The organism is Acidimicrobiia bacterium, from assembly GCA_035651955.1.
GTDB lineage: Bacteria > Actinomycetota > Acidimicrobiia > IMCC26256 > JAMXLJ01 > JAMXLJ01.
Genome location: DASRES010000005.1, coordinates 1 through 23,893 on the forward strand (window position 1 = coordinate 1; position 23,893 = coordinate 23,893).

General features: G+C 71.3%; 27 protein-coding genes and 1 tRNA gene. 11 read left to right on the forward strand and 17 right to left on the reverse strand.

The features are described from left to right. Nucleotides 1-737: hypothetical protein (locus VFC33_01535; protein ID HZR11907.1), on the reverse strand; the 737-nt coding region annotated here is incomplete at its 3' end. A gap of 362 nt (nt 738-1,099) precedes the next feature. Here VFC33_01535 and VFC33_01540 point away from each other — a divergent pair. Beyond that, nucleotides 1,100-1,175 (forward strand) — tRNA-Lys (locus tag VFC33_01540). A gap of 283 nt (nt 1,176-1,458) precedes the next feature. Then, the gene (locus VFC33_01545; GenBank protein ID HZR11908.1) at nt 1,459-1,665 is read left to right on the forward strand and encodes a DUF1918 domain-containing protein; all 207 of its coding nucleotides are present in this window, start codon (nt 1,459-1,461) and stop codon (nt 1,663-1,665) included. A 57-nt stretch (nt 1,666-1,722) separates the two neighbouring features. On the opposite strand, the gene VFC33_01550 is transcribed toward VFC33_01545, so the two are convergent. The 3 genes from VFC33_01550 to VFC33_01560 form a co-directional block, all read right to left on the reverse strand. Next, entirely contained in the window at nt 1,723-3,369 is a 1,647-nt protein-coding gene (locus tag VFC33_01550; protein ID HZR11909.1) for a CocE/NonD family hydrolase, read from the reverse strand. Between the two features lie 57 nt (nt 3,370-3,426). Next, a complete protein-coding gene (locus VFC33_01555; protein HZR11910.1) occupies nt 3,427-3,912 on the reverse strand; it encodes a hypothetical protein in 486 nt (161 codons plus the stop codon). 265 nt (nt 3,913-4,177) lie between these two features. Then, the gene (locus tag VFC33_01560; protein HZR11911.1) at nt 4,178-4,504 is read right to left on the reverse strand and encodes a hypothetical protein; all 327 of its coding nucleotides are present in this window, start codon (nt 4,502-4,504) and stop codon (nt 4,178-4,180) included. A gap of 13 nt (nt 4,505-4,517) precedes the next feature. Here VFC33_01560 and VFC33_01565 point away from each other — a divergent pair, with 13 nt between their 5' ends. Both VFC33_01565 and VFC33_01570 read left to right on the forward strand, forming a co-directional pair. Beyond that, nucleotides 4,518-4,790, forward strand: a complete 273-nt coding sequence (locus VFC33_01565; GenBank protein HZR11912.1) for a hypothetical protein — start codon at nt 4,518-4,520, stop codon at nt 4,788-4,790. Nucleotides 4,791-4,878: 88 nt separating this feature from the next. Next, nucleotides 4,879-5,604, forward strand: coding sequence for a methyltransferase domain-containing protein (locus VFC33_01570; protein HZR11913.1), 726 nt, complete (start codon nt 4,879-4,881; stop codon nt 5,602-5,604). On the opposite strand, the gene VFC33_01575 is transcribed toward VFC33_01570, so the two are convergent. Continuing rightward, a complete protein-coding gene (locus VFC33_01575) occupies nt 5,567-6,088 on the reverse strand; it encodes a DinB family protein (protein ID HZR11914.1) in 522 nt (173 codons plus the stop codon). The genes VFC33_01570 and VFC33_01575 overlap by 38 nt on opposite strands. A gap of 87 nt (nt 6,089-6,175) precedes the next feature. Between VFC33_01575 and VFC33_01580 the strand changes: the two genes are divergently transcribed. From VFC33_01580 to VFC33_01605, 6 genes are read left to right on the forward strand one after another with little or no spacing between them, the layout of a single operon-like run. Next, nucleotides 6,176-7,408 (forward strand): phytanoyl-CoA dioxygenase family protein, encoded by a 1,233-nt coding sequence (locus VFC33_01580; protein ID HZR11915.1) that lies wholly within the window; start codon nt 6,176-6,178, stop codon nt 7,406-7,408. Then, nucleotides 7,405-8,286, forward strand: coding sequence for a hydroxymethylglutaryl-CoA lyase (locus VFC33_01585; GenBank protein ID HZR11916.1), 882 nt, complete (start codon nt 7,405-7,407; stop codon nt 8,284-8,286). The genes VFC33_01580 and VFC33_01585 overlap by 4 nt, the downstream gene beginning before the upstream one ends. Next, nucleotides 8,283-10,250 (forward strand): acetoacetate--CoA ligase, encoded by a 1,968-nt coding sequence (locus VFC33_01590; GenBank protein HZR11917.1) that lies wholly within the window; start codon nt 8,283-8,285, stop codon nt 10,248-10,250. The genes VFC33_01585 and VFC33_01590 overlap by 4 nt, the downstream gene beginning before the upstream one ends. After that, the gene (locus VFC33_01595) at nt 10,247-11,023 is read left to right on the forward strand and encodes a class II aldolase/adducin family protein (protein ID HZR11918.1); all 777 of its coding nucleotides are present in this window, start codon (nt 10,247-10,249) and stop codon (nt 11,021-11,023) included. The genes VFC33_01590 and VFC33_01595 overlap by 4 nt, the downstream gene beginning before the upstream one ends. Continuing rightward, nucleotides 11,023-12,282 carry an amidohydrolase family protein gene (locus VFC33_01600; GenBank protein ID HZR11919.1) on the forward strand — a complete coding sequence of 420 codons (1,260 nt, stop codon included), beginning with the start codon at nt 11,023-11,025 and terminating at the stop codon, nt 12,280-12,282. The genes VFC33_01595 and VFC33_01600 overlap by 1 nt, the downstream gene beginning before the upstream one ends. Before the next feature lie 7 nt (nt 12,283-12,289). Next, complete coding sequence (locus VFC33_01605; protein ID HZR11920.1) at nt 12,290-13,855, forward strand: class I adenylate-forming enzyme family protein; 1,566 nt, start codon at nt 12,290-12,292, stop codon at nt 13,853-13,855. Here VFC33_01605 and VFC33_01610 read toward each other — a convergent pair. The 12 genes from VFC33_01610 to VFC33_01665 form a co-directional block, all read right to left on the reverse strand. Next, nucleotides 13,849-14,418, reverse strand: a complete 570-nt coding sequence (locus tag VFC33_01610; GenBank protein HZR11921.1) for a hypothetical protein — start codon at nt 14,416-14,418, stop codon at nt 13,849-13,851. The two genes, VFC33_01605 and VFC33_01610, sit on opposite strands and share 7 nt — an antisense overlap. A 110-nt stretch (nt 14,419-14,528) precedes the next feature. Beyond that, nucleotides 14,529-14,876: a helix-turn-helix domain-containing protein gene (locus VFC33_01615; GenBank protein HZR11922.1), complete on the reverse strand. Its 348-nt coding sequence runs from the start codon at nt 14,874-14,876 to the stop codon at nt 14,529-14,531. A gap of 82 nt (nt 14,877-14,958) precedes the next feature. Continuing rightward, nucleotides 14,959-15,228: a hypothetical protein gene (locus VFC33_01620; protein ID HZR11923.1), complete on the reverse strand. Its 270-nt coding sequence runs from the start codon at nt 15,226-15,228 to the stop codon at nt 14,959-14,961. Between the two features lie 241 nt (nt 15,229-15,469). Next, the gene (locus VFC33_01625) at nt 15,470-15,979 is read right to left on the reverse strand and encodes a MarR family winged helix-turn-helix transcriptional regulator (protein HZR11924.1); all 510 of its coding nucleotides are present in this window, start codon (nt 15,977-15,979) and stop codon (nt 15,470-15,472) included. After that, nucleotides 15,976-16,233 (reverse strand): hypothetical protein, encoded by a 258-nt coding sequence (locus VFC33_01630; protein HZR11925.1) that lies wholly within the window; start codon nt 16,231-16,233, stop codon nt 15,976-15,978. Before VFC33_01630 ends, VFC33_01625 begins: the two co-directional genes overlap by 4 nt. Further along, a complete protein-coding gene (locus VFC33_01635; GenBank protein HZR11926.1) occupies nt 16,230-17,288 on the reverse strand; it encodes a hypothetical protein in 1,059 nt (352 codons plus the stop codon). The genes VFC33_01630 and VFC33_01635 overlap by 4 nt, the downstream gene beginning before the upstream one ends. After that, the gene (locus VFC33_01640) at nt 17,285-17,830 is read right to left on the reverse strand and encodes a hypothetical protein (protein ID HZR11927.1); all 546 of its coding nucleotides are present in this window, start codon (nt 17,828-17,830) and stop codon (nt 17,285-17,287) included. The genes VFC33_01635 and VFC33_01640 overlap by 4 nt, the downstream gene beginning before the upstream one ends. A gap of 81 nt (nt 17,831-17,911) precedes the next feature. Further along, nucleotides 17,912-18,532 (reverse strand): TetR family transcriptional regulator, encoded by a 621-nt coding sequence (locus VFC33_01645; GenBank protein HZR11928.1) that lies wholly within the window; start codon nt 18,530-18,532, stop codon nt 17,912-17,914. A 6-nt stretch (nt 18,533-18,538) separates the two neighbouring features. Then, on the reverse strand, nt 18,539-19,741 hold the full coding sequence (locus tag VFC33_01650; protein ID HZR11929.1) for an LLM class flavin-dependent oxidoreductase: 1,203 nt from the start codon (nt 19,739-19,741) through the stop codon (nt 18,539-18,541). Between the two features lie 171 nt (nt 19,742-19,912). Continuing rightward, complete coding sequence (locus VFC33_01655) at nt 19,913-21,349, reverse strand: aldehyde dehydrogenase (GenBank protein HZR11930.1); 1,437 nt, start codon at nt 21,347-21,349, stop codon at nt 19,913-19,915. Nucleotides 21,350-21,473: 124 nt separating this feature from the next. Beyond that, complete coding sequence (locus VFC33_01660) at nt 21,474-22,508, reverse strand: TIGR03617 family F420-dependent LLM class oxidoreductase (protein ID HZR11931.1); 1,035 nt, start codon at nt 22,506-22,508, stop codon at nt 21,474-21,476. Beyond that, on the reverse strand, nt 22,505-23,398 hold the full coding sequence (locus VFC33_01665) for an SDR family oxidoreductase (protein ID HZR11932.1): 894 nt from the start codon (nt 23,396-23,398) through the stop codon (nt 22,505-22,507). Before VFC33_01665 ends, VFC33_01660 begins: the two co-directional genes overlap by 4 nt. A gap of 29 nt (nt 23,399-23,427) precedes the next feature. On the opposite strand from VFC33_01665, the gene VFC33_01670 reads away from it, so the two are divergent. Next, the gene (locus VFC33_01670; protein ID HZR11933.1) at nt 23,428-23,880 is read left to right on the forward strand and encodes a MarR family transcriptional regulator; all 453 of its coding nucleotides are present in this window, start codon (nt 23,428-23,430) and stop codon (nt 23,878-23,880) included. Nucleotides 23,881-23,893: the final 13 nt, after the last annotated feature.

A 23,893-nucleotide genomic window follows, 5' to 3' on the forward strand; every position in this document is an offset into this window, starting at 1 on the left:
CGCGCTTCTCGCTCGAGCACGATCTCGCAGTGGGCGGCGAGATCAGGATCGGTGCTCAGTCGGTGGAGACGCTGTGCCCAAGGCTCAGGACGATCCGCGGTCCAGACGGCGAGCGCGCGCCGAAGCTGCGCCGCCGGGACCTCGTCTCCGGGGTCCAGGCCGATGCGGCGGAAGAACGCGTCGAGATGTCGCAGGTCCGCCATCTTGAACAGCGCGTGCTGCACCGCAAGGCCGACGTATCGGTGGTGTCCCGGGTCGCGAACCTCGATGGAACCTCGTCGCCCGTTCAGCTCGACGTTCGCCCATGCAGAAAGGTCCCGCCACAGCCACTCGATGTGGTCTGTGAACGAACCAGGAGGGCCCTCGTCCCGATCGTCATGATCGATGAGGCGCCGGAGGGGGACGTAGTAGTTGTGCGCTGCAAATCTTGCGTGCTCTCCCATGCGGAAGGCAGCGAGCACCGTCAACGCCAGGAATGGGATTGCCGGGTGATCGCCACCACGGTCGTGCTTCCAGCGTCGAACGCGGCTGCTCACGCGCTCGACCGCCCAGGCGGAACCGATGACAGACCGAACGGCAAGCGCAAGCGATGCGACCGCCTCGGTCTCCTCGAAGCCCGATGCCTCGGCGAGCGCAGCGTCGTCGACTGCGAAGAGGATCTCCTCGCCATCGTGTGCCGAGTCGAAGAAGAAGCGCCCGAGTCGCTCGGTCCACTGCTCGTAGGAGAGATCGCTCATGGAAGGCGTCCTCGCCGAAGATCGCCACCCGCCCAGTCGAGTTCGAATCGCGCGCCAACCATCTCCCGAACTCGCTCGTCGCCGCGGCATGCCGAGCGCCAGCGCTCGCCCTCGTCGCCTCGGAGCTCGTCAGCTCCCAGAAAGGTATCGGCGCGGCAGCTGTGACCTGAACCACGAAGCTGAGCGCCAGGTCAGGGCACACGAAGACCGAGGCGGCTGGCGCCGCAGTGCCTCGCGGCGACGTCGTGCGCCAGGTCGATAGCCTCGGCGGCAGATCTCCGCACCGTCCGTGCCGTGCGGGTACCCGCGACTTTCACCGACACTTTCGCGGGACTTTTCACGGACACAATCGCGGAAGTCCCGGGTCGCTAGCTCAACTGGCAGAGCGTCGGGCTTTTAACCCGCAGGTTCAGGGTTCGAGTCCCTGGCGACCCACCACACGCGTGCACACAGAGCCCGCACGCGGCGCTCCGTCGAGGCAAGCGCCTTCGATCCCGGAAGAGCCGCGCGGGCCGGTCGTCGGCTTCGTCCGCGCTGGGTGACGACACCGGTCCTCGACGGTCCGATGATGCGCCTGCGGCCGTGTGTTCAGTGCGCTTCACCGAAGGGCGGCGAGATGGTGACCGAGATCGCCGGGACGTGACCTTTCGAAGGGTCGAAACGTTCCGGGTGGCGTAACAATGGGGCGAGTCCCGATGTCGTCTGCGATGGAGGGAACGCCATGGTCCGAGTAGGTGACCGGATCAGGGTCGAGAGCCGCCACGTGGGGCAGGGAGCGCGCGAGGGCGTCGTGGTCGAGACGCACGACCCGCTGATCAAGGTCCACTGGATGACCGGCGAGGAGACCGAGTTCGTGCCGTCGGCCGGCTCGATGACCGTCGTGTCGTCGCCGAACCCCCCGACCCGCGAGATGCGACGCCCGTCGTAACGCAGACACTGCCTCGGTAGCCACGGACGCGCGCGAGCGTGAGCCCGGGCGCGCTGGTCACGCGCGCTCGACGGGCAGCACGATCACCGACGGGTGCTCCGGATCGTGGTGCACCGCCTGGTGCGCGACGCGCATCCGCGTCGCGGTGGCGAGCGGCTCTCCGGTGCCGAGGTTGCGTGCGAACCGGGGATGCGCGCCGCTCGACACCTGGAGCCGGATCCGGTGACCGGCACGGAACGCGTGCGCGGTCGGCCAGAGGTCGACGCGCACCGCCCACGGGCCGCTTGCCGGTCGCGGCCAGTGCTCCGGCGAGACGCGCGCGATGCCGTCGCAGACGTTGAACGAGCGGCCCTTCTCGTCGACGTCGCACAGCCGCACGAAGACGTCGAAGTGCTCCAGGTCCGACGACACGTGGATCGCCGCCACGATCTCGCCGATCACGGTGACGCCGCGCGTCAACACGTCGCTCGTGTACAGCAGGACGTCGCGCCGGCACTCGGTCGTGCGCTGATCTCGGCGCCCGCCCGAGCGGCGCATCAACGTGCCACCGACGATCGGGGTCGGGTCGGCCGGGTCGTACGTGTACGTGTCGGGCGCGCTGTCGTCGGGCTCCCGCCGGTCGAGACGACCGTGCGCGTGGAGACACCAACGCTCTGGTTCGCACTCCGGTGGCGGCCAGGACACGAAGTCGCGCCAGCGGTTCGCGCCCATCACGTACAGCCGGACGGGCGTTGCGTCGGTCGATCCGCTCCCGGCGTCTCCGTCGCTGCGCACGTGGCGGTCGAGCCACTGCAGCGACTCGCGCAGCTGGACCTTGAACGCACCGGGCGCGATGTGCGTCCACGGACCGACGACGAGACGCGGGCGGTGTCCCGCGTCGACCAGCGTGTGATGGTCGGTGATCGTGTCCGGCAGGAAGATGTCGTACCAGCCACCGGTCTGGAGGACGGGCGCCTCCACATGCGCGACCCGCGACGAGTGGTCGGCGCGATCCCAGAACGGATCGTCACACGACGCGTGGTCGACGACGTCGCGCCAGAACGGCAGGCGTCGCCCGACCACCAACGTGTCGAGCTCCGCGACCGGCAGGTGGTCGATCACCCGGTCGATGCGCCGCACCCGACGCTCCAGGATGACGTCGGCGAACCCGAACCGGGTGTGCTCCTGCTCGCTCACCATCGTCGTCCAGTCGAGCGCGTCGTGGAGCGAGAACGTCCCGCCCCGGTACCAGTGCCGCGCGAGGTTCGAGTACGTGATGTGCGTGCAGAGGGCGCGCAGCGGTGGTTCAGCCGCGTCGCCGACGGCCCACTGAACCGCACCGAGGTAGCTCGGTCCGTTCATCGCGAGGCGGCCGTCGAACCACGGCTGCGCCCCGATCCACCGAATGGTCGCGAGGCCGTCGGCGCGCTCGTTGAAGTTCGGCTCGAACGATCCTCCCGAGCCGTACGTGCCCCGGCAGCTCTGCAGCACGACCCGGTAGCCGCGCTCGGCGAACGCGCGCCCGAGGAACAGGCCGATCGGGCCGGCACGTCCGTACGGGGTGCGCACCAGGACGGTGGGATGCGATCCGGATCCGGCCGGCGTGTAGACGTCCGCGAGGAGCGTGCAGCCGTCGTCCATCGGTATCGGCACGCCGCGCTCGACCGTGACTCGCGTGTCGCTCGCGCGCGGCAGTGACATGACGCGCGCGAGCAATCTGCTCATCACGGCGACGTACCGTACCGACCTGCGTGGCGCGCCGCCCTGTGCACCTCGCGTCGGCTAGCCGCTCGCGAGCATGATCGTTCCGTGCGCGACCAACCGCACGGTGCGGATCGCGGGGTCGAGCGTCTGCGTCGTGGTCGAGCTCACCGTCGACGAGCCCGTCGCACCGGCGAACTCACCGGTTCCGCTCGTGATCGTGTTCTGGACGGTGGACGTGTTCGTCCCGGTGTCGGTGCCCGCGCCCTGCTGGGTCAGCGTCCCGCCCTTGTACACGGTCACGGTGGTGACGGTGAACGAGGTCGGCCCGGTCTGGGTCCCTTCACCGAGGAACGTCCCGCGCCCGAAGAGGTTCGAGTGGACGGTCCCGCCGACGATGAACGTGGACCCGCCGAGCTGCGGGATCCAGTCCGTCCCCGAGCCGACCGCGGTGGTGTTCCGTGCTCCCGTCTGACTCGGGCTCGAGCCGGACGCGACGGGGCTGGCGAAGAACGTGACGAGCGCTGCGACGACGACGACGCAGAGAACCGCGGCGAGCTTGCGCATCTGACGACCTCCCGTTGTCGAGACCTTCGCCACGAATCGCGTCGTGGGATTCGGTCAACCGGTTCGGCGGTCGCCCCGCCGCGTGCGTGCGGCCGAGGAGCCGGGAGATCGAGTGGGTGTGCGGTGTCGGAGTCGGTGGCCTCGGGTGTCCCGCGAGGCGCTCGCGGCAGCGTCGACCCTACGCCTGCTCGCGGTGGCGTCAAGCCGTCGGCTACGCCGACGGCAGGCCGGTCAGGTCAACCGCGCATCGTCACGAGCTGTGCGCCTACCGACCGGCCATCGCGGTGCCGAGCGGCGAGACGACGTGCCAGCCCGGGATGCTGACGCCGTTCGTGTCGCCGGGCGCCGTGTCGCCCGAGAAGTAGTAGAGCAGGTGGCCGTTGTAGGTGACCTGCCCGCTCGACGCCTTGCCCGCCTTCGACGCGTCGAGGCCCGCGGCGACGGTCGGCGTGCCCGACGACGTGAGCGGCGGCCACGCCTTCGCGCATGCACCCGTGCACGCGGACGTCGTGCCCTGGTCCCGGTCGAACACGTACAGGCTGTGACCGTCCGGACCGACGAGCACGAGGCCGCCGTTGTTCGGCAGCTTCACGAACGAGATCGTCGTGGCGAAGTGGCTGCCGGGAGGCGGCGCCGACGCGAGCGGGTTCCCGGACGCGCTCGTCGCGGAGGCCGCCGGGGCCGCGGTCGACGCGGAGGTGCTCGAGGAGCTCGACGTCGACCTCGACTTCGACGACTTCCCGGAGCTCGACCCGCAGGCGGCGAGCACGACGGCGAGGACTGCGGCGGCCAGGACGGTACGCGACGTGGTTCTCATGGACGCGCCTCCTTCGGTGTCGCCGGGGCATACGTACACGACGCTCCTCGGGATTGCGTGATCATGACGCACACGCTCGCTCCGGGGCGCTGAAGGGACGATGAGCGGCGCGTGCGCCACGGTCGCCTGCCGATCCGCGAACATGTCACGTGCCCGAGCCCGACCAGCCGCACGACGGGAGTGAGCACACGCGCGCCGTGTTCAGCGCGATCTACGAGACCGACCATTGGAAGGGCGGCTCGGGCGAGGGGTCGCCGCCCGACGCGACGGCGCCGTACCGCGAGTTCGTCCAGCGGCTGCTCACGGCGCGGGACGTGCGGACGGTCGTCGACGTCGGTTGCGGTGACTGGCAGTCGTCGCGCCTGATCGACTGGCGGGGCGTCCGCTACACGGGTGTCGACGTCGTCCCCGAGGTGGTCGACGCCGACCGTGAGCGCTTCGGTGGGCCGGACGTGGCGTTCGCGTGCGCCGACGTCGCGACCGAGCCTGCGCCGCGCGCGGATCTCCTGCTGTGCAAGGACGTCCTCCAGCACTGGCCGAACGCGGTCATCCGGCGTTTCGTCGCCCGTGAACGACGCCGGCACCGCTACCTCGTGCTGACGAACGACGTGTGGAGCGTCCACTGGCCCGACGACGAACGGAACGCGGACGTGCCGATGGGGCACTGGCGCACGATCGACCTCGAGCAGCCGCCGTTCGCGATCCGTGCGGACGTCCGTCTCGACTTTCTCGTCGGGACCGAGTGGCGGAAGCGCGTCCTCGTCGTGACGAATCCGCTCCATCGCCTCCGTGCGTCGCTGACGCGCGGCTCCGCCCTCGCGATCGCGCGCGAGTCCGTCAGCCCATCGTCTTCGCGCCGTCGAGCGACTCCCTGATGATGTCGGCGTGACCGGCGTGCTGCGCGGTCTCCGCCACGATGTGGACGATCGCGCGCCGAGCCGTCCGGCGCGCGCCCGGTGGGAACCACGGCGCCTCGGGCAGCGGGTGCGACACGTCGAGTGACGGCAGCGTCCGGACCACCTGTTCCGTCTGCCGCCCGACCTCTCGATACGCGTCGACCAGGCCGGCGATCGTCTCGCCGTCCTCCATCCGGAAGCTCGCGGCGTGCGCGGCGAACGCCTCGGGAGTCATGCCACCGATCGCGTCCGGGCCGCGCTCGATGAACTCCACCCACTGCCGCTCCACCTTCGCCACGTGCTTCACGAGCCCGCCGAGCGTCAGCTCGCTGACCGTCGTGCGCGTCCGGGCCTGGTCGTCGTCGATCCCCTCGACCGTCCTCAGGAACAGGTCCCGGTGCGCCGTGAGCGCCTCGATCAGGTCGGCCCGCTCTTGCTCGATCCCGTCGGATTCGCTGGCCATGGTCCTCCTCGGCCGTCGCAGTCGTGCTTGCCTCGCCGCCGGCGGGCTATTACAGCAGTGCTGCAGACACCGCCGAAGGGGAGACGGATGAGATCACTCGACGTCCGGACCCGGACCGCCGCCGACACCCGCGACGTCACGCCCGACGCGTTCTTCGACGACGAGCTGCCCGCGCTCGTCGACGCGCACGCGCACCTCGCCCTTCCCGGTGCACACGAGCTCGGTGTCACGTCGTTCGCGATCGTCACGCCGTCGGGCGCATGGACGCTCGCGCTCGACGAGGCGCACGACACGATCCGCGTCACCCGGGGTGACACCGGCGACGCCGCCACCGAGCTCGACCACGACGAGGTCGCGCGGCTCGTCGACGACCGGCTCACGCCGATGACGCTGGTCGCGTCGGCGCGCGTCCGCATGCGGCGCGGGAGCCTCGAGCAGTTCCTCGACTGGTGGGTCGTGCTCCGTTCGCTGATCGACGGCCGGCCCGCGCACACGCGGGGCTCGGTGGAGCTGCGCGACCGCGACGGATCGCCGCTCGACGTGACCCGGTCGTTCACGCCCGAGGACGACGACGACGCCATCGCGCACTTCCTCACCGAGACGGGCTTCCTGCATCTGGAGGGCTGGTTCGGCCTCGACGAGATGGAGGCGATCAGCCGCGACATGGACGCTGCCTTCGCGCACTACGCACCGGACGACGGCCGGTCGTGGTGGGCCGAGACCGCCGACGGCACGGCGCGCGCCGTGAGGTTGCAGCGCTTCGAGGAGCACAGCCCGACGTTCGCCGCGCTGATCCGCGACGACCGCTTCCTGCGCATCGGGCGTCTCACGGGCGACGCCTACGTGCCGCCTGCCGGCGGCGAGGCGCTCGAGAAGCCGATCGGCGTCGTGAAGGGCATCTCGGATCTGCCGTGGCACAAGGACTGCTCGCTCGGCATGCACTCGTACAACTGCTGCGGCCTGACCGTCGGCGTCTCCGTGACGGGGGCGGACGAGCAGAGCGGCGCGCTCGCTGTCGTGCCGGGGTCGCACCGCGCGCTCGTGCAGCCCTCCTTCTACCGTTCGCTGTGGGGGCTGCCGCCGCGCGACCTGCCGACGCGCACGGGTGACCTCACGGTCCACTGCTCGTGCACGATGCACATGAGCCACCCGCCCGTGACGAAGGAGCGGCGCGTGCTCTACACCGGGTTCTCGCTCGCGCCGCGCGGCGACTCGCTCGCGGAGGACCGCGCCGTCGCGTCGGCCGTCCGCGAGAACGCCTACAAGAAGGTGTCCCAGGCACCCAGCCCCGTCGCGGCGGGGAGGAGTCCCGGAACGTGACGGAGCACGTCGCGATCCGCGACTGCGGCCCCCGTGACGGGCTGCAGCCGCTCGACCCGCTCGCACCGTCCGAACGGGCCGCGCTCGTGCACGACCTCTTCGCCACCGGACTCGCGGACGTCGAGATCGCCGCGTTCGTGTCGCCGAAGGCGGTCCCCGCGATGGCCGGTGCCGCGGAGGTCGTCGCGTTGGTTGACCCGCCGCCGGGCGCGCGCTGCTGGGCGCTGGTGCCGAACGAGCGGGGCGCGCAACTCGCGCTCGACGCGGGCGTCACGCACCTCACGGTGACCGCGTCGGCATCCGAGGAGTACAGCCGGCGCAACGTCCGCATGTCCGTCGACGAGTCGATCGCGCAGGCGGGGAAGATCCGCGCGCTCGCGCGCGACGCGATCGTCGACGCCGTCGTCTCGTACTCGTTCGGCTCACCGTTCGACGACGTCACGCCTCGCGTGGTCGAGGACGTGTGCACGCGCCTGCGCGACCACGGCGTCGACCGGCTCACGCTCGCGGACACGAGCGGGGTCGCGACCCCGCGGCGCATCGAGGAGGTGCTCGGGTTCACGGGCACGGACGTCGGCTTGCACCTGCACGACACGCGCGCGACCGCGTTGACGAACGCGTTCGCGGCGCTGAACCTCGGGATCCGTCGCTTCGACACGTCGCTCGGGGGGCTCGGCGGGTCACCGTTCGCGCCGGCCGCGGGCGGGAACCTCGCGACCGAGGACCTCGTCCTGCTGCTGGACGACCTCGGCGTCTCCACCGGCATCGACCTCGCCGCGCTGCTCGGGGCGAGCGAGCGGCTCGCCCGGCGGCTGGGCCGCGCGCTCCCGAGCCGCGTCGCGGCGGCGGGCGCGCTGCCCGCGTTCGGAGCGCGATGACCACGCGCGGCGAGATCGTCTGGCGGCCTCCGCCCGACGCGCTCGACCGAACTCGCGTCGGCGCGTTCCTGCGCTGGTTGCGCGACGAGCGCGGTCGCGACGTCGCGGACTATGCCGCGCTCTGGCAGTGGTCGGTGGACGACCTCGAAGGCTTCTGGGACGCGTTCACGACGTGGGCCGGCGTCGCGTGGTCGACCCCGCCGGCCGCCGTCCTCGCGGGGGGAAACCGCACCATGCCCGGTGCCCGCTGGTTCACCGGCGCGACGCTCAATTACGGGCAGCTGGCGCTCGCGCACGCCGAGCGCGACCCCGACGGCGTCGCGGTGATCGCGCGCTCGCAGACCCGCGATCGCACGGAGACCACGTGGAACGAGCTCGCCCGCGACGTCGCGCGCTGCCGGGCCGCGCTCGAGCGGCTCGGCGTGCGCGCCGGCGACCGCGTCGTCGCGTACGCGCCGAACATCGCCGAGACCCTCGTCGCGTTCCTCGCGGCCGCGTCACTCGGTGCCACGTGGTCGTCGTGCCCACCCGAGTTCGGGACGCGCTCCGTCGTCGACCGGCTCTCGCAGATCGAGCCCGTCGTACTGTTCGCCGTCGACGGCTACCGCTACGGCGAGCGCGTCGTCGACCGCAGGGCGGAGGTCGACGCCGTCCGTGCCGCGCTCCCGTCGCTGCGGCACACGGTCAGCATCCGGTACCTCGGAACCGGTGACGACGAGTGGACGCCGTTCCTCGCCAGCGGCGACGGCGCGCCGCTCACGTTCGACGCCGTCCCGGCCGAGCACCCGCTCTACGTCCTGTACTCGTCAGGGACGACAGGGCTCCCGAAGGCGATCGTGCACGCGCACGGCGGCATCGCGGTCGAGCACACGAAGACCCTCGCGCTGCACCACGACCTCGGTGCCGGCAGCCGGTTCAGCTGGTTCACGACGACCGGCTGGATGATGTGGAACTACGTCGTGTCCGGGTTGCTCGTCGGCGCGACGATCGTGCTCTTCGACGGTGATCCGAGCGCGCCCGACCTGTCGACGTTGTGGCGGCTCGCGGCAGAGGAGCGGCTCGACGTCCTCGGCGTCAGCGCGCCGTTCCTGATGGCGTGCCGAAAGGCGGGTGTGCGGCCGCGCGACGTCGGCGACCTCAGTGGCATGCGCCAGGTCGGCTCGACCGGCGCGCCGCTGCCGCCCGACGGGTTCCGTTGGGTGCGCGACGCGGTGGGCGAGCACGTGCAGGTCGCGTCGATGAGCGGCGGCACGGACGTGTGCACGGCGTTCGTCGGCATGGTCCCGATCCTCCCCGTCCGCGCGGGCGAGATCTCGTGCCGTCTCCTCGGTTGCGACGTGCGCGCGTTCGACGAGTCGGGGACCGAGTGCCCGCCCGGTGTACAGGGCGAGCTCGTCATCACGTCGCCGATGCCGTCGATGCCGGTCGGGTTCTGGAACGACCCGAGCGGCGAGCGGTACCGCAGCGCGTACTTCGCCGACTACCCGGGCGTGTGGCGCCACGGCGACTGGATCACGTTCCTCGACGACGGCGCGTGCGTCATCAGCGGCCGATCGGACGCGACCCTCAACCGTGGCGGCGTGCGCCTCGGGACGAGCGACTTCTACGCGGTCGTCGAGTCGCTCCCCGACGTCGCCGACAGCCTCGTCGTCCACCTCGACGACGCCGGCGACGGCACCGGCGAGCTCGTGCTGTTCGTCGCGCTCGCGCCCGGCGCGACGCTCGACGACGACCTGCGCGCGCGCATCGCGAAGGCGCTGCGCACCGACCTCTCGCCTCGGCACGTCCCCGATCGCATCGAACAGGCACCGGGCGTGCCGCGCACGCTGTCCGGCAAGAAGCTCGAGGTGCCGGTGAAGCGCATCCTGACCGGAACCCCCATCGCGACCGCGGCGTCGAGCGGCTCGCTCGCCAACCCCGAGGTGCTCGACTACTACGCGTCCCTCGTACGGGTACGGCGATGACGGACACCGCGCCGCGCGCGCGTGGGGGTGCGGCCGCGTGGACGCCTCGTGTGACGCCGCCCGTCGGCGTCGACCTCGACGTCCGCCAGAAGCTCGCGTGCGCGTTCCGCATCCTCGCCCGCACCGGGTTCAGCGAGAACATCGCCGGCCACATCACGTGCGCGGACTCGGAGACGGGCGGCATGTGGGTCAACCCGTGGGGCCTGTGGTGGGACGAGGTGCGCGCGTCGGACGTCTGCCTCGTGAGCACCGAGGGCCGGGTGCTCGAGGGCAAGTGGGACGTCACGCCCGCGATCCACATCCACACCGAGCTGCACCGCCGGCGTGCCGACGCGCGTGTCGTCGTGCACAACCATCCCTACTACGCGACCGTCCTCGCCGCAGTCGGCGTGCTGCCGGACACGCTCCACCAGACGGCGTGCATGCTCGACGGCGACCTGCGCTTCGTGCGCGAGTACACGGGCGAGATCGATTCCGGCGCGCTCGGTGCCGAGCTCGCGGAACGCATCGGCGACGCATCCGTCGTCCTGCTCGCGAACCACGGCGTGATCGTCACGGCACCGACGGTCGAGGAGGCGACGTATCGCGCGGTGAGCTTCGAGCGCGCGTGCCGGCTGATGTACGACACGTTGGCGCTGGAGCGCCCGTACACGACGGTCGACGCCGAGATCCGTCCCGCGATGAAGGCGTCGCTGTTGGAGCGGGGCACGGACGTGTTCTGGGCCGGCGCGGTGCGCATGCTGCTGCGCGAGCAGCCGGAGGTCCTGGAGTGATGGTCGACATCGACGACCTGCAACGCATGGAGTTCACCACCGGCGGCAAGGCCCGCACCGGTGGCGCAACGTTCCTCCCCGAACCGCCGCGTCAGCCGCGGCGGTTCACGGTCGTCTCCGCCGACGACCACATCGTCGAACCGCCCGACACGTTCGCCGGGCGCGTGCCCGCGCGCTTCGCCGAGCGCGCGCCGCACGTCGTCGAGGAGGACGACGGCACCGAGGTGTGGATCTACGACGGGCAGCGGTTCCCGAACGTCGGCTTCAACGCGGTGGTCGGCCGGCCCGTGAGCGAGTACAGCTTCGAACCGGCGCGCTTCGACGAGATGAGGCGCGGCGCGTGGGACATCGACGCGCGCATCGCGGACATGGACGTGAACGGGATCTACGCGTCGGTGAACTTCCCGTCGTTCCTGCCCGGATTCGCGGGGCAACGCCTCCAGCTCTCGACGAACGACCGCGACCTCGCGCTCGCCGCGGTGCGCGCGTGGAACGACTGGCACATCGAGGCGTGGGCGGGCCCCCACCCCGACCGCATCATCCCGTGCCAGATCCCGTTCCTGCTCGATCCGGAGATCGGCGCCGCGGAGATCCGCCGCAACGCCGAGCGCGGCTTCAAGGCCGTCAGCTTCACCGAGTCGCCCGCGACGCTCGGCCTGCCGTCGCTGCACACCGGCCACTGGGACCCGATCATGCGCGCGTGCGCGGAGAGCGGCACGGTCGTGAACCTGCACATCGGCTCGTCGGGCACGTCGCCGTCCACGTCCGACGACGCGCCTCCCGACGTGATCGGCGTGCTCTTCTTCGGCTACGCGATGTTCGCCGCGGTCGACTGGCTCTACTCCCTGATCCCCGTCCGCTACCCGTCGATCCGCATCTGCATGTCGGAAGGCGGCATCGGCTGGGTCGCGGGGCTGCTCGACCGGCTCGACCACATGCTGAGCTACCACGAGATGTACGGGACGTGGACCGGCATCGAGCTCACGCCGGCCGAGGTGTTGCAGCGCAACTTCTGGTTCTGCGCGATCGAGGACCAGTCGTCGTTCGCGCAGCGCGACCGGATCGGCGTCGGCAACATCCTCGTCGAGGCGGACTACCCGCACTGCGACTCGACATGGCCGCACACCCAGCAGAAGCTCGCCGAGCAGCTCGCTGGTCTTCCTGAGGACGACGTGCGCCGCATCACGTGGCAGAACGCGTCCGAGCTCTACCGCCATCCGATCCCGGCCGCGGTGCAGGCCGACCCGGACGCGTTCTGACGAACACATGGACGAGACGCTGACGGATCTCGTCCGCGCGCATGCGCGGGCGCGGCCCGAGGCTGCCGCCTTCGTCACGCCCGACGCCCGGTGCTCGTGGCGCGAGTACCGGGAGCGGGCGGCGGGGTTGGCCGGTGCGTACGTCGCGTGCGGGTTCGAGCGTGGTTCGCGTGTCGCGGTCCTGCTGCCCGACGGCGCGGCCGTGCACGTCGCGTTCCTGGCCGGTGAGCAGGCCGGGATCGTGACGGTCGGCATCGGCGCGCGCGCCGGCGAGCGGGAGATCGCGCATCTCGTCGAACGTACGGGCGCGGTCGCGGTCGTGACGCACGAGACGTATCGCGAGACGCCGGCCGTCGACCTCGTCGACCGACTCCGACGCGTGACCGGCCGCGACCTGCACCACGTCGTCGTGGACGACCGCGGCGTCGCGTCGTGCGCACGGGACACGGAGCCGCTCACCGACGCCGACATCGACGCCCGCCGCGTCCGCCCCGACGACATGTTCCTGCTGAACTCGACGTCCGGGACGACGGGCCTGCCCAAGTGCGTGATCCAGACCCAGCGCAGGTGGCGCTACTTCCACGGGCTCGCGGTCGACGCCGGCGCGCTGACCCCGAACGACGTGTTCCTCTCCGCGATCCCCGCGCCGTTCGGCTTCGGGCTGTGGACCGCGCACTTCACGCCGACGATCCTCGGCGCGCCGGTGGTCCTCATGCCGCGCTTCTCGCCCGATCTCGCGCTGCAACTCGCGGAGCGCGAGCGGGTCACCGTCCTCGCCTGCGTCAGCACCCAGTTCGTCATGATGCTCGAGTCGCCCGCGATCGAGCGCGTGGACCTCTCGTCGCTGCGCGTCCTGTTCACGGGCGGCGAGGCGGTTCCCGAGGCGCGCGCAGCCGCGTTCGAGGACGCGACCGGCGCGCGCGTGCTCCAGTTCTACGGCTCGAACGAGACGGGCGCGCTCAGCCGCACGACGCTCGGCGACGACCGCGTGCACCGGCTCACGACCGCCGGTCGCGTCATCCCGGAGATGCACGTGCGCGTCCTCGACGCGGACGGCCGCGACGTTCCGGCCGGCGAACCGGGCCAGCCGTGCTGTCGCGGTCCGGCGACCAGCCCCGGGTACTACGACGATCCCGCCGGGAACGCCGAGCTGTTCACGCACGACGGGTGGATGCGCATGGGCGACGTCGCCACCGTCGACGCCGACGGGTACCTGCGGGTCGTGGGCCGCACGTCCGACTTCGTGATCCGCGGCGGCAAGAACATCAGCGCGAAGGTCGTGGAGGACGAGGTCTCGTCACATCCGGCCGTCGCGCTCGCCGCCGCCGTCGCGATGCCGGATCCCGTGTTCGGCGAGCGGGTGTGCGCGTTCGTCGAGCTGCGTCCGGGAACGTCGCTCACGCTCGACGAGCTCGTCGCGCACCTCCGCGCGCGCGGCACGTCGCCGGAGAATCTCCCCGAGCGGCTCGAGGTGCTGGACTGGCTTCCGCGCGCGTCGGGCGGGAAGATCGCGAAGGGCGAGCTGCGGGAGCGCGCACGCGCCCTCCCGCAGCCCGGGTCCTCCGATCAGTAGCCGCTGTACCCGCTGCCGCTGCTGTTGCTCGAGCTCGACGAGCTCGCGGTCGTCGGCGTCGTCGCGGCGCCGCTCGCACCCGCCGACACCGGGGCGGACGTCTTCACGACCCGCCAGATGCCGCCGAAGCTGTTGAGGCCGTCGCCGTTCGCGTCGCCGGGCGCCGCGTCACCCGAGAACCGGTACAGCGGGAGACCGTTGTCGGTGACGAGCGTTGCGCCGTTGCCCGACGTGGTCCCGATGCCGGTCACACCGGTGTCCCCGGTCGCGTGCCCGCCGTTCGGCGCGAACAGGGGCGGCCACGCGGCCGCGCACGCACCCGTGCACGGGACGGGCATTCCGCCGTTCGTGAACGTGTAGAGCGTCATCCCCTTCGAGTCGACGAGGATGTTGCCGAACTTCGCGTTCGCCGCGACCTGGACGGTCGGTCCGGTCGCGCTCGCGGCGGGACGGCTCGACGACGGCTGCTTCGTTGCACCCGTCGAGCTTCCCGACGAGCCGCACGCCGCGAATGCGACTGCACCGACGATCGCGACGGCGGCGGGTATCAGTCGTGCCTTCATGGTTTCGCCTCTCGTTGCGCACCCGCGCCGTTGCGGGTGTCGTCGTGGACTACGAGAGACGACGCGCGAAGGATCGTGTGCCGCTCGACACGGCCGGCCGCGTGGCCGAGTCAGGCGGAGGTGAGCTTGTAGTTGGCGAGCGCCTCGACGCGCTCGACGAAGTCGGGGCTGTGGCGCAGACGGGCCCCGATGTCGTCGTAGCCGGCGCCCCGATCGCGCCAACGCAGGACGCGTCGCTCGAGCGGGCGCAGCGAGCCCGCCCGTCCGGCCTGCGCGTCGCGACCGGGAAGGCGGCTCAACGTGATGAAGCGCTCGACCGCGGCAGGGCTGCGGCGGAGGCGCCGGGCGATGTCGTCGGTGCTCATGCCCTCGTCGACCATGCGCAGGATGCGGCGCTCGAGGGGCCGCAGCTTCGAAGTCTCGCTCACGATGCTCTCGCTCACGATGCCCTCGCTCACGATGCCTCCCCGCGCGCCGGCGGCCGTGACGACGTGCAGCCTACCGGCGCGGCGGCCCTGTGGTGACGCCTGTCGCCTTCGTTCAGTCGACCGGCAGCGTCGCCAGGAGTGCCCGCTTCTGCTCGTCGAAGTCGTCGAAGTCGATCGAGCCCTCCTCGAAGCGGCGGTGCAGCTCGTCGACCCGGGCCAGGACGCTCGGCACGTCCACGTCGCGCACCACGTTGGCCGGTGCCGGCTCGGGCGTCTCGTCGGCGTGCGCCGAGGACTGCCGGCGCTCGCGCTTCGCCGCGGCCTTCGCCTGCTTGTCGCGCTCGCGCTGGCGCTTCTCGAACGTGGGCCTCTTCGTCGCCATGGCTGCTCCCCGACGTCGGCGGACAACGGTGGGCACTGCGGCCGGAGCGCGGTCGACCGCCCGGATCCGGTGGGTCGCGCCCAGATCGGTGGCTCGTGCACGGGGCGGCACGCTCACCCCGGAGGCCGGGCGCCTCGGAGGCCGGCGCCGCGCCCGGACGCACCAACCGGGCCGCAGCAGAACCGCCCCCAGCATAGGGGCTGGCGGGTGCTCCGGCGGCGTCGCGACGCGTTCTTCCCGGTCAGACGGGCGGGGACGGCGGCGGTGCGAGGCGGGTCGCGAGGTCCTCGAGGGCGGCCGCGAGCAGCGCCGCCTCGCCGTCGGAGACGTGCCGCGAGAAGTGCTCCGCGACCGCCGCGGCGTAGACGGCATCCGCCCGCCGGTACCGGGCACGGCCCAGCCGGGTGACCACGAGCAGCGTCGCACGGCGGTCGTCGGGGTCGGCGCGCCGTTCGACGAGCCCGTCCGCCTCCATGCGCTGGACCAGGCGGCTGACGCCGGGCTGGCTGTAGCGGACGCGCATGCACCGGTGGAGCTCGCCGAGGCGGAGCCGGCCGGGCGGGTCGGCGCGCTCGAGGTACGCGAGCGCCGAGAAGGTGGCCGAGTCCAGTGGCGTCTCGTCCTCGAGCCGCGCGACGACGTCGCGCAGCACCGTCTGGTACACGGTGACGAGCGCGCTCCAGGTCCGCCGCGCCTCGTCGGCCGACGTGGCCGGGATCGCGGGCGCGTGGTTCTCCGGACGTGCGGTCAAGCGTCGCGTCGAGGGTCGTCGATGACGAGCTCGAACTCGTCGTGCACGCGACGGCGCAGCGAGTCGTCGATCACGTCGCGCAGCATGTCGGGCGGCAGCACGCACTCCTCGCAGCTCGCGCCCTCGAGCACGAGCCGGAGCCGGATGCGAGCCGTCTTCGGATCGGCGTCCAGCAGGAGGAGGTCCGCGCCGTCGGCCCGCAGCAGCGCGCCCACCTCGTCGACCGCGGCCGCGACGTCGCGGTCGTCCATCATGCCCGCACCACCGCGACGCTCTGCATCTCGCTCTCGCCGAAGCTCGGCAACGCGATCGCGTGCAGGCTGCCGAGGCCGCCGCACACGATCGGGACGATCTGGTCGGGCCGTTCGACGAGGTGCACGCGACCGTCGTCGCGCACGCGCTCTTTCTTGCGCAGGATCTCCTGGTTCGGCGCGGGCCACAGCTCGACCGGCTGCCACGCGTGCTCCCACAGGAACGCCTGCATCTCCTCGACGTCGGGGAACGGCGCCGCGAAGCGCTCCGCCCACATGGGGTTGATCGCGAGGACGACCTGACCGTTCTCGGCATGGCCGAGGTACATGTTGCTGAGCGGGAAGGCGATGCTCTTCGCGAGCAGGTACAGCAGGTCGCGCGGATCGTCGTTGTTGATGTCGGCGAGCGGGAACGTGCCCTTCCCGCCGTGGACTGTCATGACGTCGTCCGTCTCGTCGAACCCGCGCCGCCGCGCGAGCGACGGCCACGGCGACCGCTCCTCCCACTCGCCGAAGCACATCCCGAAGCGCGCCGGCTGCCCGAAGACGCTGCGCGAGGTGTCACCCGCGCGCTGGCCGCCGATGTTCCGGAGGCACAGCGACACCGCGCGCCCGATCGTCATCGATCCCCGTCCGGCCGCACCTCCCATGCATCCGGCGCGGTAGTCGATGCCGACGTCGTCACGCGACGGGCCGTTGACGATCAGCATCGGGAACACGCTCGACGTCGTCGTCGTCAGGCCGAACGCGTTCCACTCGGGGACCGTGATCGCATCGAGCGCCGCGATCACGTACGGGAACGCGGCCGGCGTGCACCCCGCCATCGCGGCGTTGATCGCGACGAGCTCGACGGTCGCGACGCCGTAGCGCGGCGGGAGGGCGCACAGCACGTGCTCCGGCGGGTACGGCGTCGTCACGAGCAGCGACTCGATCACGTCGTCGGTCGGCGGCAGCAGCGGGACGCCGTCGCCCCAGCGCTCCTCGAGCGAGAGCTCGTAGAGCGCGCGGGGGTCGGCGTCGAGCTCGATCGTCTCGGCGGTGAGCGACCCGGCCGTCACGGTCGGACGCCCAGCAGCTTGAGCGCCGTCGGGTAGTAGGTGTCCGCGATCTCGCGCAGCTCGTGCTCGGGTCGCGCCTCGAGCGGGTACGGCAGGACGAGGATCTTGAGGTCGCCGTGCCCGAGATGACGGGCCATGTTGTGGCCGTGCGTCGCGAACTCCTCGGCCACGACCGCGATCGACGGCTTGCGGTGCTTCTCGACGATGACGGCGTCCGCAATCGCGAACGACGTGCACGACCCGCACGTGCCGAGCCCGACGATCGCGCAGTCGACGTCCTCTGCGAGCTGCTCGATGTGGCTGCGATCCTGCGACGCGGTGTCGCCGACCTGGGCGCTGGTCTCGACGGTGACGGGATGGGCCCCGTCACGCCGGAGGTAGTCGGCCCAGATGTCCGCGATGAGCTGCCACGACCGCCACGCCAGGTCGGTGCGCAACCCGACGCGGAGCCCCTCGAGCGGCCCGTCGACCGTGAACGTGGGCGCGCTGACGTCTTCGCCGGCCGCCGCGGTCGGCCTGCGGATCGTGATCGTCTCCGTCATGCTTTCGAGCGTACCGATCCATGCGTACGCATACAACTGCCCGCCGTGGTTCTGTGAAGCGAAACGGCAACTCCGTGGCCGTCAGGCTTCACGGAAGCTGGGGGCTTCGAGAGCGCCGACGATCATGTCGGTCAGGTTGGCGACGAAGGCGTCGTCGTCGAGCTCGGGGGAGCGGCGCCGGTCGATGAGACGGGCCCGCTCGGCCATGGCCGCCATCATGAGCATGATCACGTTGACGACGCGGTCGCGCCGCACCGCCGGATCCCGGCTGTTGGCGCGCGACTCGAGCACCTCGAGGATGCGCTGCAGGTTCGACGGCGTCAGCGGGTCGTCCATTCGCCACGCGGGGAACCGCGACGCGAGCTGGGCGACGATCCGCAGGTAGTCGCGGCCGTCGGCGCGGCGCAGCTCGCCCGACAGCGGGACGAGCAGCGCCCGCACGAGTGCGGCCGTCGCCATCGCCTCGATCGGCTCGTCGACCAGCGCACCGCGGGCGACGTCGAGCGGGTCGCCGTGCCGGCGGAGGATCTCGACGACGATGCCGTCGCGCGAGCCGAAGTGGTAGTTCAGCGCGGAGACGTTGCGCTGCCCGGCCGCCTCGGTGATGTCGCGCAGCGTCGCCTGGTAGACGCCGTGACGTGCGAACTGCCGCTCCGCCTCGCGCAGCAGACGCGCGCGCGTCTGCGTCGCGTCACGCGGCACGCCCGGTTACTTGATCAGCGCGTTCGACGGCAGCACCTCGACCGAGATGTCGGGCACCGACCCCGCGACCTCCGGGTACTTCCGCTTGGCGGTCTTGCGGTAGTGCGTCGTGGAGTGAACCGGGTCCTTGTCGAACTCGGGGATCACCTTCGTGCCGAACAGCTCGAGCATCTCGAGGACGTCCTCGTGGGCCATGCCGTCGTTCGGGAGCCCGAACACGACCTGGTCGCAGCCGACGGACTGGTACTTGTCGACCTGCTCGCAGACCTCGTCGGGCGTCCCGCACAGCAGCCAGCCCCCCGCGATGAGCTCGTCGAGCATCTCGTCGGTCGCGGGCGGGTCGAGCGGCGGCTGCGGCCACACCGGCGCGTACTCCGGCTTCGGCATCGTGTCGTGGTAGAGGCACACGAGCGAGTACAGGTAGCCGCGGCCACGCGTCTTCGCGATGGTGCGCGCCTTCTCGCGGTCGCTCAGGCAGACGACGGCGTTCGTCATCATCACGTTGTCGTTCTTGAACTGGCCGACGGGGTCGGTGCAGTCGACGATCGCCTGCTTGTAGGCCTCGATCCGGCCCTTGAGCGCGTAGATCGGCTCGAAGTTGAACGCGATCGCGCCGATGCCGAGCTCACCGGCCTTGGCGAACGTGCCCGGGTTGCCGCACGCGACCCAGATCGGCGGGTGGCCGATGCCGTACGGCTTCGGCAGCACGTTGTGCGGATACGGGACCGTGAAGTGCTCGCCGCTGAACGTGTAGTCGCGCTGCTCCCACATGCGCGGGATCTCGCGGATCACCTCGTCCCACTCGGACTTCGTCGAGTCCTTGTCGAGGATGTTGAACGTCGCGATCTCGTGACTGCCCGCGCCGCGACCCGTTCCCCACTCGAAGCGGTTGCCGGTGACGTGGTCGAGGAACGCGGCCCGCTCCGCGTTGCGGACGGGGTGGTTGACGCGCGGCGAGAGGTTGTTGATGCCCGTCGAGAGGTGGATGCGGTCGGTGCGCGCCGCGATGTAGCCCATCATCACCTCGGGCGAGGAGAGATGGCTGTACTCGGTGAGCGAGTGGTGCTCGCCGAACCACGCGTACTTCCAGTTGTGCTTGTCCGCGTGGATCACGTACTCCATCTCGCGCAGGATCATCGTGTGCTCGCAGTTCGTGTCCCGCGACGCGGGACCCGGCAGGTAGCCGTTCAGGAACACACCGAACTCCATGGGATGACCTCCGGGCGCGAGACGTCGGCGAGCGACGGACGGTGAGGGTTCTAATGTCGCGCATTAGGTCGCGCGGCGTCAAGCGCGAGCGCGACCTACCACCGCCCGCTTCTGTGAAGCGTCAGACACACATCCTGTGCATGACGATTCACAGAACGGTCTCGGTCAGGCTCAGCCGAGGACGATCGTCTGGATCTCGAGGTACTCCTCGAGGCCCTCGGGGCCGATCTCACGGCCGATCCCGGAGGACTTGAACCCGCCGAACGGGTTCTTCAGGTCGATCGTCATGCCGGAGTTCACCGCGTACGTGCCCGTGCGGACGCGCTTCGCCACCCCGACGCCGCGGTCCCGATCAGCGGTCCACACCGAGCCCGACAGGCCGTAGTCGCTGTCGTTCGCGATGCGCACGGCGTCGTCGTCGTCGTCGAAGGGGATGACGGACAGCACCGGCCCGAAGATCTCCTCCTGCGCGATCTTCATGCCGTTGTCGACGTCCGCGAAGACGGTCGGCTCGACGTACCAGCCCCGGTCGAGGTCCTTCGGACGGCCCCCGCCGACGACCACGCGTGCGCCCTCCTTGCGGCCGGCGTCGAGGTAGCCCTCCACGCGGTCGCGCTGGCGCTCCGCGACGAGCGGGCCCACTGCGGTGTCGGCCTGGGTCGGGTCGCCGACCTTCTGGTCGCGCACCGCCTGCGCGAGCGCGTCGACGACCTCGCCGTACCGGCTGCGCGGGGCGAGGATGCGGGTCTGCGCCACGCACGCCTGCCCGTTGTTCATCAGCGCGGCGGGGAGCACCCCGGGGATGGCCGTCGACAGGTCGGCGTCGTCGAGGATCAGCGACGCGGACTTGCCACCGAGCTCGAGCGTGCAGCGCTTGAGCTGCTCGCCGCAGATCGCGCCCACCTTGCGGCCCGCCGCGGTGCTGCCGGTGAACGACACCTTGTCGATGCCGGGGTGGCGGACGAGGTACTCGCCGACCTCGCGCCCCGCAGCGACGATGTTCACGACGCCGGGCGGCAGGCCGATCTCCTGGAGGATGTCGGCGAGCGTGTAGCTGTCGAGCGGCGTCTCGGGCGCAGGCTTCAGGACCATCGTCGAGCCGGACGCGAGGCACGCGCCGAGCTTCATCGCGGTGATGAACTGCGGGACGTTCCACGGGATGATGCCGGCCGCCACGCCGACGGGTGCCTTGTGGACGATGCAGCTGCCCATCATCCCGGGGCGCTCCTCGTCGAAGGCGTACGACTCGGCGATGTCCGCGAAGCCGTCGAGGACCATCGTCGCCGCGAACACCTGGCCCATCAGCGAGAACGACGCCGGTGACCCGTTCTCGTTCGTGATCGTCTCGGCGAGCTCCTGCGAGCGGGCCTGGATGCCCTGCGACAGCGCGCGGATCATGTCGGCGCGCTCTTTCGGGCTCGTCTGCGGCCACGGGCCCTCGTCGAACGCCTGCCGGGCCGCGGCGACCGCGCGGTCCATGTCGGCCTCGGTGCCCTCGGGGACGACGGCGATCACCTCTTCCGTCGCGGGCGAGACGACCTCGATCGTCCTGCTGCTCGCGGGCGCCACCCACTCGCCACCGATGAAGAGCACGTCGCGCTTGTCCACGAGGAACCTCCGAGGTCCGGTATTGGAACGCGTTCCAGCGTCGCCGGACCGGCGCGCGGAGTCAAGGCAGGTACGGACGAAGTCGGGCCGTGCGCGGAGCGCGGGACGGCCCGGCCCGAGGGAGTCAAGGAGGCGCGCCGCGCAGCGCGCCGACGACCTGGGCGAACGCGGTGTCGTGCGCGGGATCGGGCGGCGGCGAGACCAGGACGGCATCACAGCGCGCGCCGAAGCGCGCGGTGAGGAGCGCCGGAAGATCGTCGAAGGTCGCGGTCGGCACGAGCGTGGCGAGGATGTCGTCGGTGACGACGGTGTGCAGCGAGTCCCACCGGTCGGCGCGGATCATCGCCTGCAGCCGGCCCGCGAGGTCCTCCCAGCCGTACAGCTCCAAGGTCCGCCGGTAGGCGGGTGTCGAGTACAGGAACGCGAACAGCCGCCGCTGGCGCTCACGCTCGGCGTCGACGTCTGCGCGCGTCGCGCCCGTCACGACCGGCGTCCCGCATACGAGCTCGAAGCCCGCGCCGAGGTCGCGTCCGACCCGTCCCGCGCCGTCACGCAGGTTCGGGATGCAGATCGTGTCGAGGTAGCGCGGGTTCGAGTTCGTCGGATGCGTGATGAACCCGTCGGCTCGCTCGCCCGCGAGCCGGCACATGCCGGCGTTCACGCCGCCGAGGTAGACGCGCGGCGCGGACGTCGTGGCGTCCGGTCCCGGATTGAAGTACGGCTGCAACCGGGTCACGCGGTAGTGGTCACCTTCGACGCGCGGCGCGTCACCGGTGCGGAACGAGCTGAAGAGCGCGCGCAACACGTCGAGGTACTCGCGCATCCGCGCAACCGGTTCGGACCACGGCATGCCGTAGCGGTCCTCGATGTTCTGACGGATCTGCGTACCGAGCCCGAGGTCGAACCGGCCGCCCGAGAAGCGGGCGAGGTCCCACGCTGCGTACGCGACGAGCGTCGGACTGCGGACGAAGGCGAGCGTGACGCTCGTCCGCACGGTGATCCGCTCGGTGTGCTCGACCGCGAGCAGCGCGACCGCGAGCGAGTCGTGCACCGTCTCCGCGACGTGGAGCCCGTCGTAGCCGAGTCGTTCGACACGGCGCGCGTAGTGCGCGACGTCGGAGAGCGGCATGCGCGGGTCCATGCCCGCGTAGACCTTCACATGTCCTGTTCTGGCGGCCCGCCTGGGAGCGGCCCGCGCCGTTCTGGCGGCCAGCCCGGGAGGAGCCCTCGCTTCGCGACCTCTCGCTGTGCGAGGACGAGCTGCCCGCGGAGCGCGTCGGCGTCGGGGCTCGTCACCAGCCAGCGGATGCCACGTCCGATGACGGCCGGTGTCGCGGGCACGAAGTGCTGCGCATATTGCGCGCCGCGGCCCGCGGCCTCCATCCGCTCGGTCAGCACGAAGCCGGGGTCGACGCTGAAGATGCGCAAGCCGTCGTCGCCGTGCTCCACGTGCAGGAGCGGTGCGACGCGCGCGAAGGCGGCCTTGCTCATCGCGTAGGCGAGGCTCCACCCGCCCTCGCCGAGCTTGGCGGGCGGATCGGTGTAGCCGGCTCCGGACACCATGTTCACGATCGTCCCGCCGCCGCGCTCGAGCATCCCGGGGAGCACCATCCGGATCAGCGTGACCTGCGCGAAGACGTTGCCCTCGAGGACGGTCCGCAATTGGTCCTCGGTGACGTCGGCGAACAGCGAGAGCACTCCCGGACCCTGGTAGATCGCGTTGTTGACGAGGACGTCGACGCGTCCGAACCGGTCGAGGACGGCCGACACCGCGGCCGTGAGCGCCGAGCGGTCGAGCAGGTCCATGGGGACGGCGAGACCGGCGCCGCCCGCGCGCTCGATCGACGCGACCGTCGTGTCGAGGCCGCCGGGAACGACGACGCTCGGGTCGTCCTCGAGGTGCGCGGCGCCGTCGGTCATCGTCCGCGCCGACACCGCGACGTCGTAGCCGGCCTCGGCGAGCTCGATCGCGGTGGCGCGCCCGATCCCGCGGCTCGCGCCGGTCACGAACGCGACCGGCCGCTCGCCTCCGTCACGTTCTTGTTGCATACCGAATACAACTTTCTTAGGATCTCGCCGTGACCCCGGACGCCGACCTCGCCCGCATCGAGCACGCACTGGGCGAGCTCATCCGGCTGTCGGGATCGCGCCGTGTCCACGATGGTCGCATGCGCGCCGTCGGCCTGTCGCTCTCGCGCACGGAGCTTCGGTTCCTCGGCCGGCTCGACGACGGCGGTGCGTCGTCGGTGTCGAGCCTCGCGGACGCGCTCGACGTCAGCCAGCCGACCGCGAGCCGCTCGCTGCGCACCCTCGAGGACGAGGGATACGTGACGCGGCGACCGCACAGCGGCGACGGGCGGGTCGCGATCTACGCGATCACGTCGAAGGGTCGCAAGGAGCGCAAGCGGCTCCTCGAGTACATGCACACGCAACTCGCGGACGCGCTCGACGGGCTGCCGGCGCGCCGTCGGCGCGACATCGCTGCCGCGCTGGGTGAGCTCGTCGACCGTCTGTCGGCACGACCGGAGTGACGAGAGGGAGGAA

Bases quoted from the DNA above. Each gene is read 5' to 3' on its own strand.
- VFC33_01550 (HZR11909.1), bottom strand. From the start codon at position 3,369: ATGAGCAGATTGCTCGCGCGCGTCATGTCACTGCCGCGCGCGAGCGAC.
- VFC33_01580 (HZR11915.1), top strand. From the start codon at position 6,176: ATGAGATCACTCGACGTCCGGACCCGGACCGCCGCCGACACCCGCGAC.
- VFC33_01555 (HZR11910.1), bottom strand. From the start codon at position 3,912: ATGCGCAAGCTCGCCGCGGTTCTCTGCGTCGTCGTCGTCGCAGCGCTC.
- VFC33_01590 (HZR11917.1), top strand. From the start codon at position 8,283: ATGACCACGCGCGGCGAGATCGTCTGGCGGCCTCCGCCCGACGCGCTC.
- VFC33_01620 (HZR11923.1), bottom strand. From the start codon at position 15,228: ATGGCGACGAAGAGGCCCACGTTCGAGAAGCGCCAGCGCGAGCGCGAC.
- VFC33_01630 (HZR11925.1), bottom strand. From the start codon at position 16,233: ATGATGGACGACCGCGACGTCGCGGCCGCGGTCGACGAGGTGGGCGCG.
- VFC33_01575 (HZR11914.1), bottom strand. From the start codon at position 6,088: ATGGCCAGCGAATCCGACGGGATCGAGCAAGAGCGGGCCGACCTGATC.
- VFC33_01650 (HZR11929.1), bottom strand. From the start codon at position 19,741: ATGGAGTTCGGTGTGTTCCTGAACGGCTACCTGCCGGGTCCCGCGTCG.
- VFC33_01600 (HZR11919.1), top strand. From the start codon at position 11,023: ATGGTCGACATCGACGACCTGCAACGCATGGAGTTCACCACCGGCGGC.
- VFC33_01605 (HZR11920.1), top strand. From the start codon at position 12,290: ATGGACGAGACGCTGACGGATCTCGTCCGCGCGCATGCGCGGGCGCGG.
- VFC33_01665 (HZR11932.1), bottom strand. From the start codon at position 23,398: ATGCAACAAGAACGTGACGGAGGCGAGCGGCCGGTCGCGTTCGTGACC.
- VFC33_01545 (HZR11908.1), top strand. From the start codon at position 1,459: ATGGTCCGAGTAGGTGACCGGATCAGGGTCGAGAGCCGCCACGTGGGG.
- VFC33_01595 (HZR11918.1), top strand. From the start codon at position 10,247: ATGACGGACACCGCGCCGCGCGCGCGTGGGGGTGCGGCCGCGTGGACG.
- VFC33_01640 (HZR11927.1), bottom strand. From the start codon at position 17,830: ATGACGGAGACGATCACGATCCGCAGGCCGACCGCGGCGGCCGGCGAA.
- VFC33_01610 (HZR11921.1), bottom strand. From the start codon at position 14,418: ATGAAGGCACGACTGATACCCGCCGCCGTCGCGATCGTCGGTGCAGTC.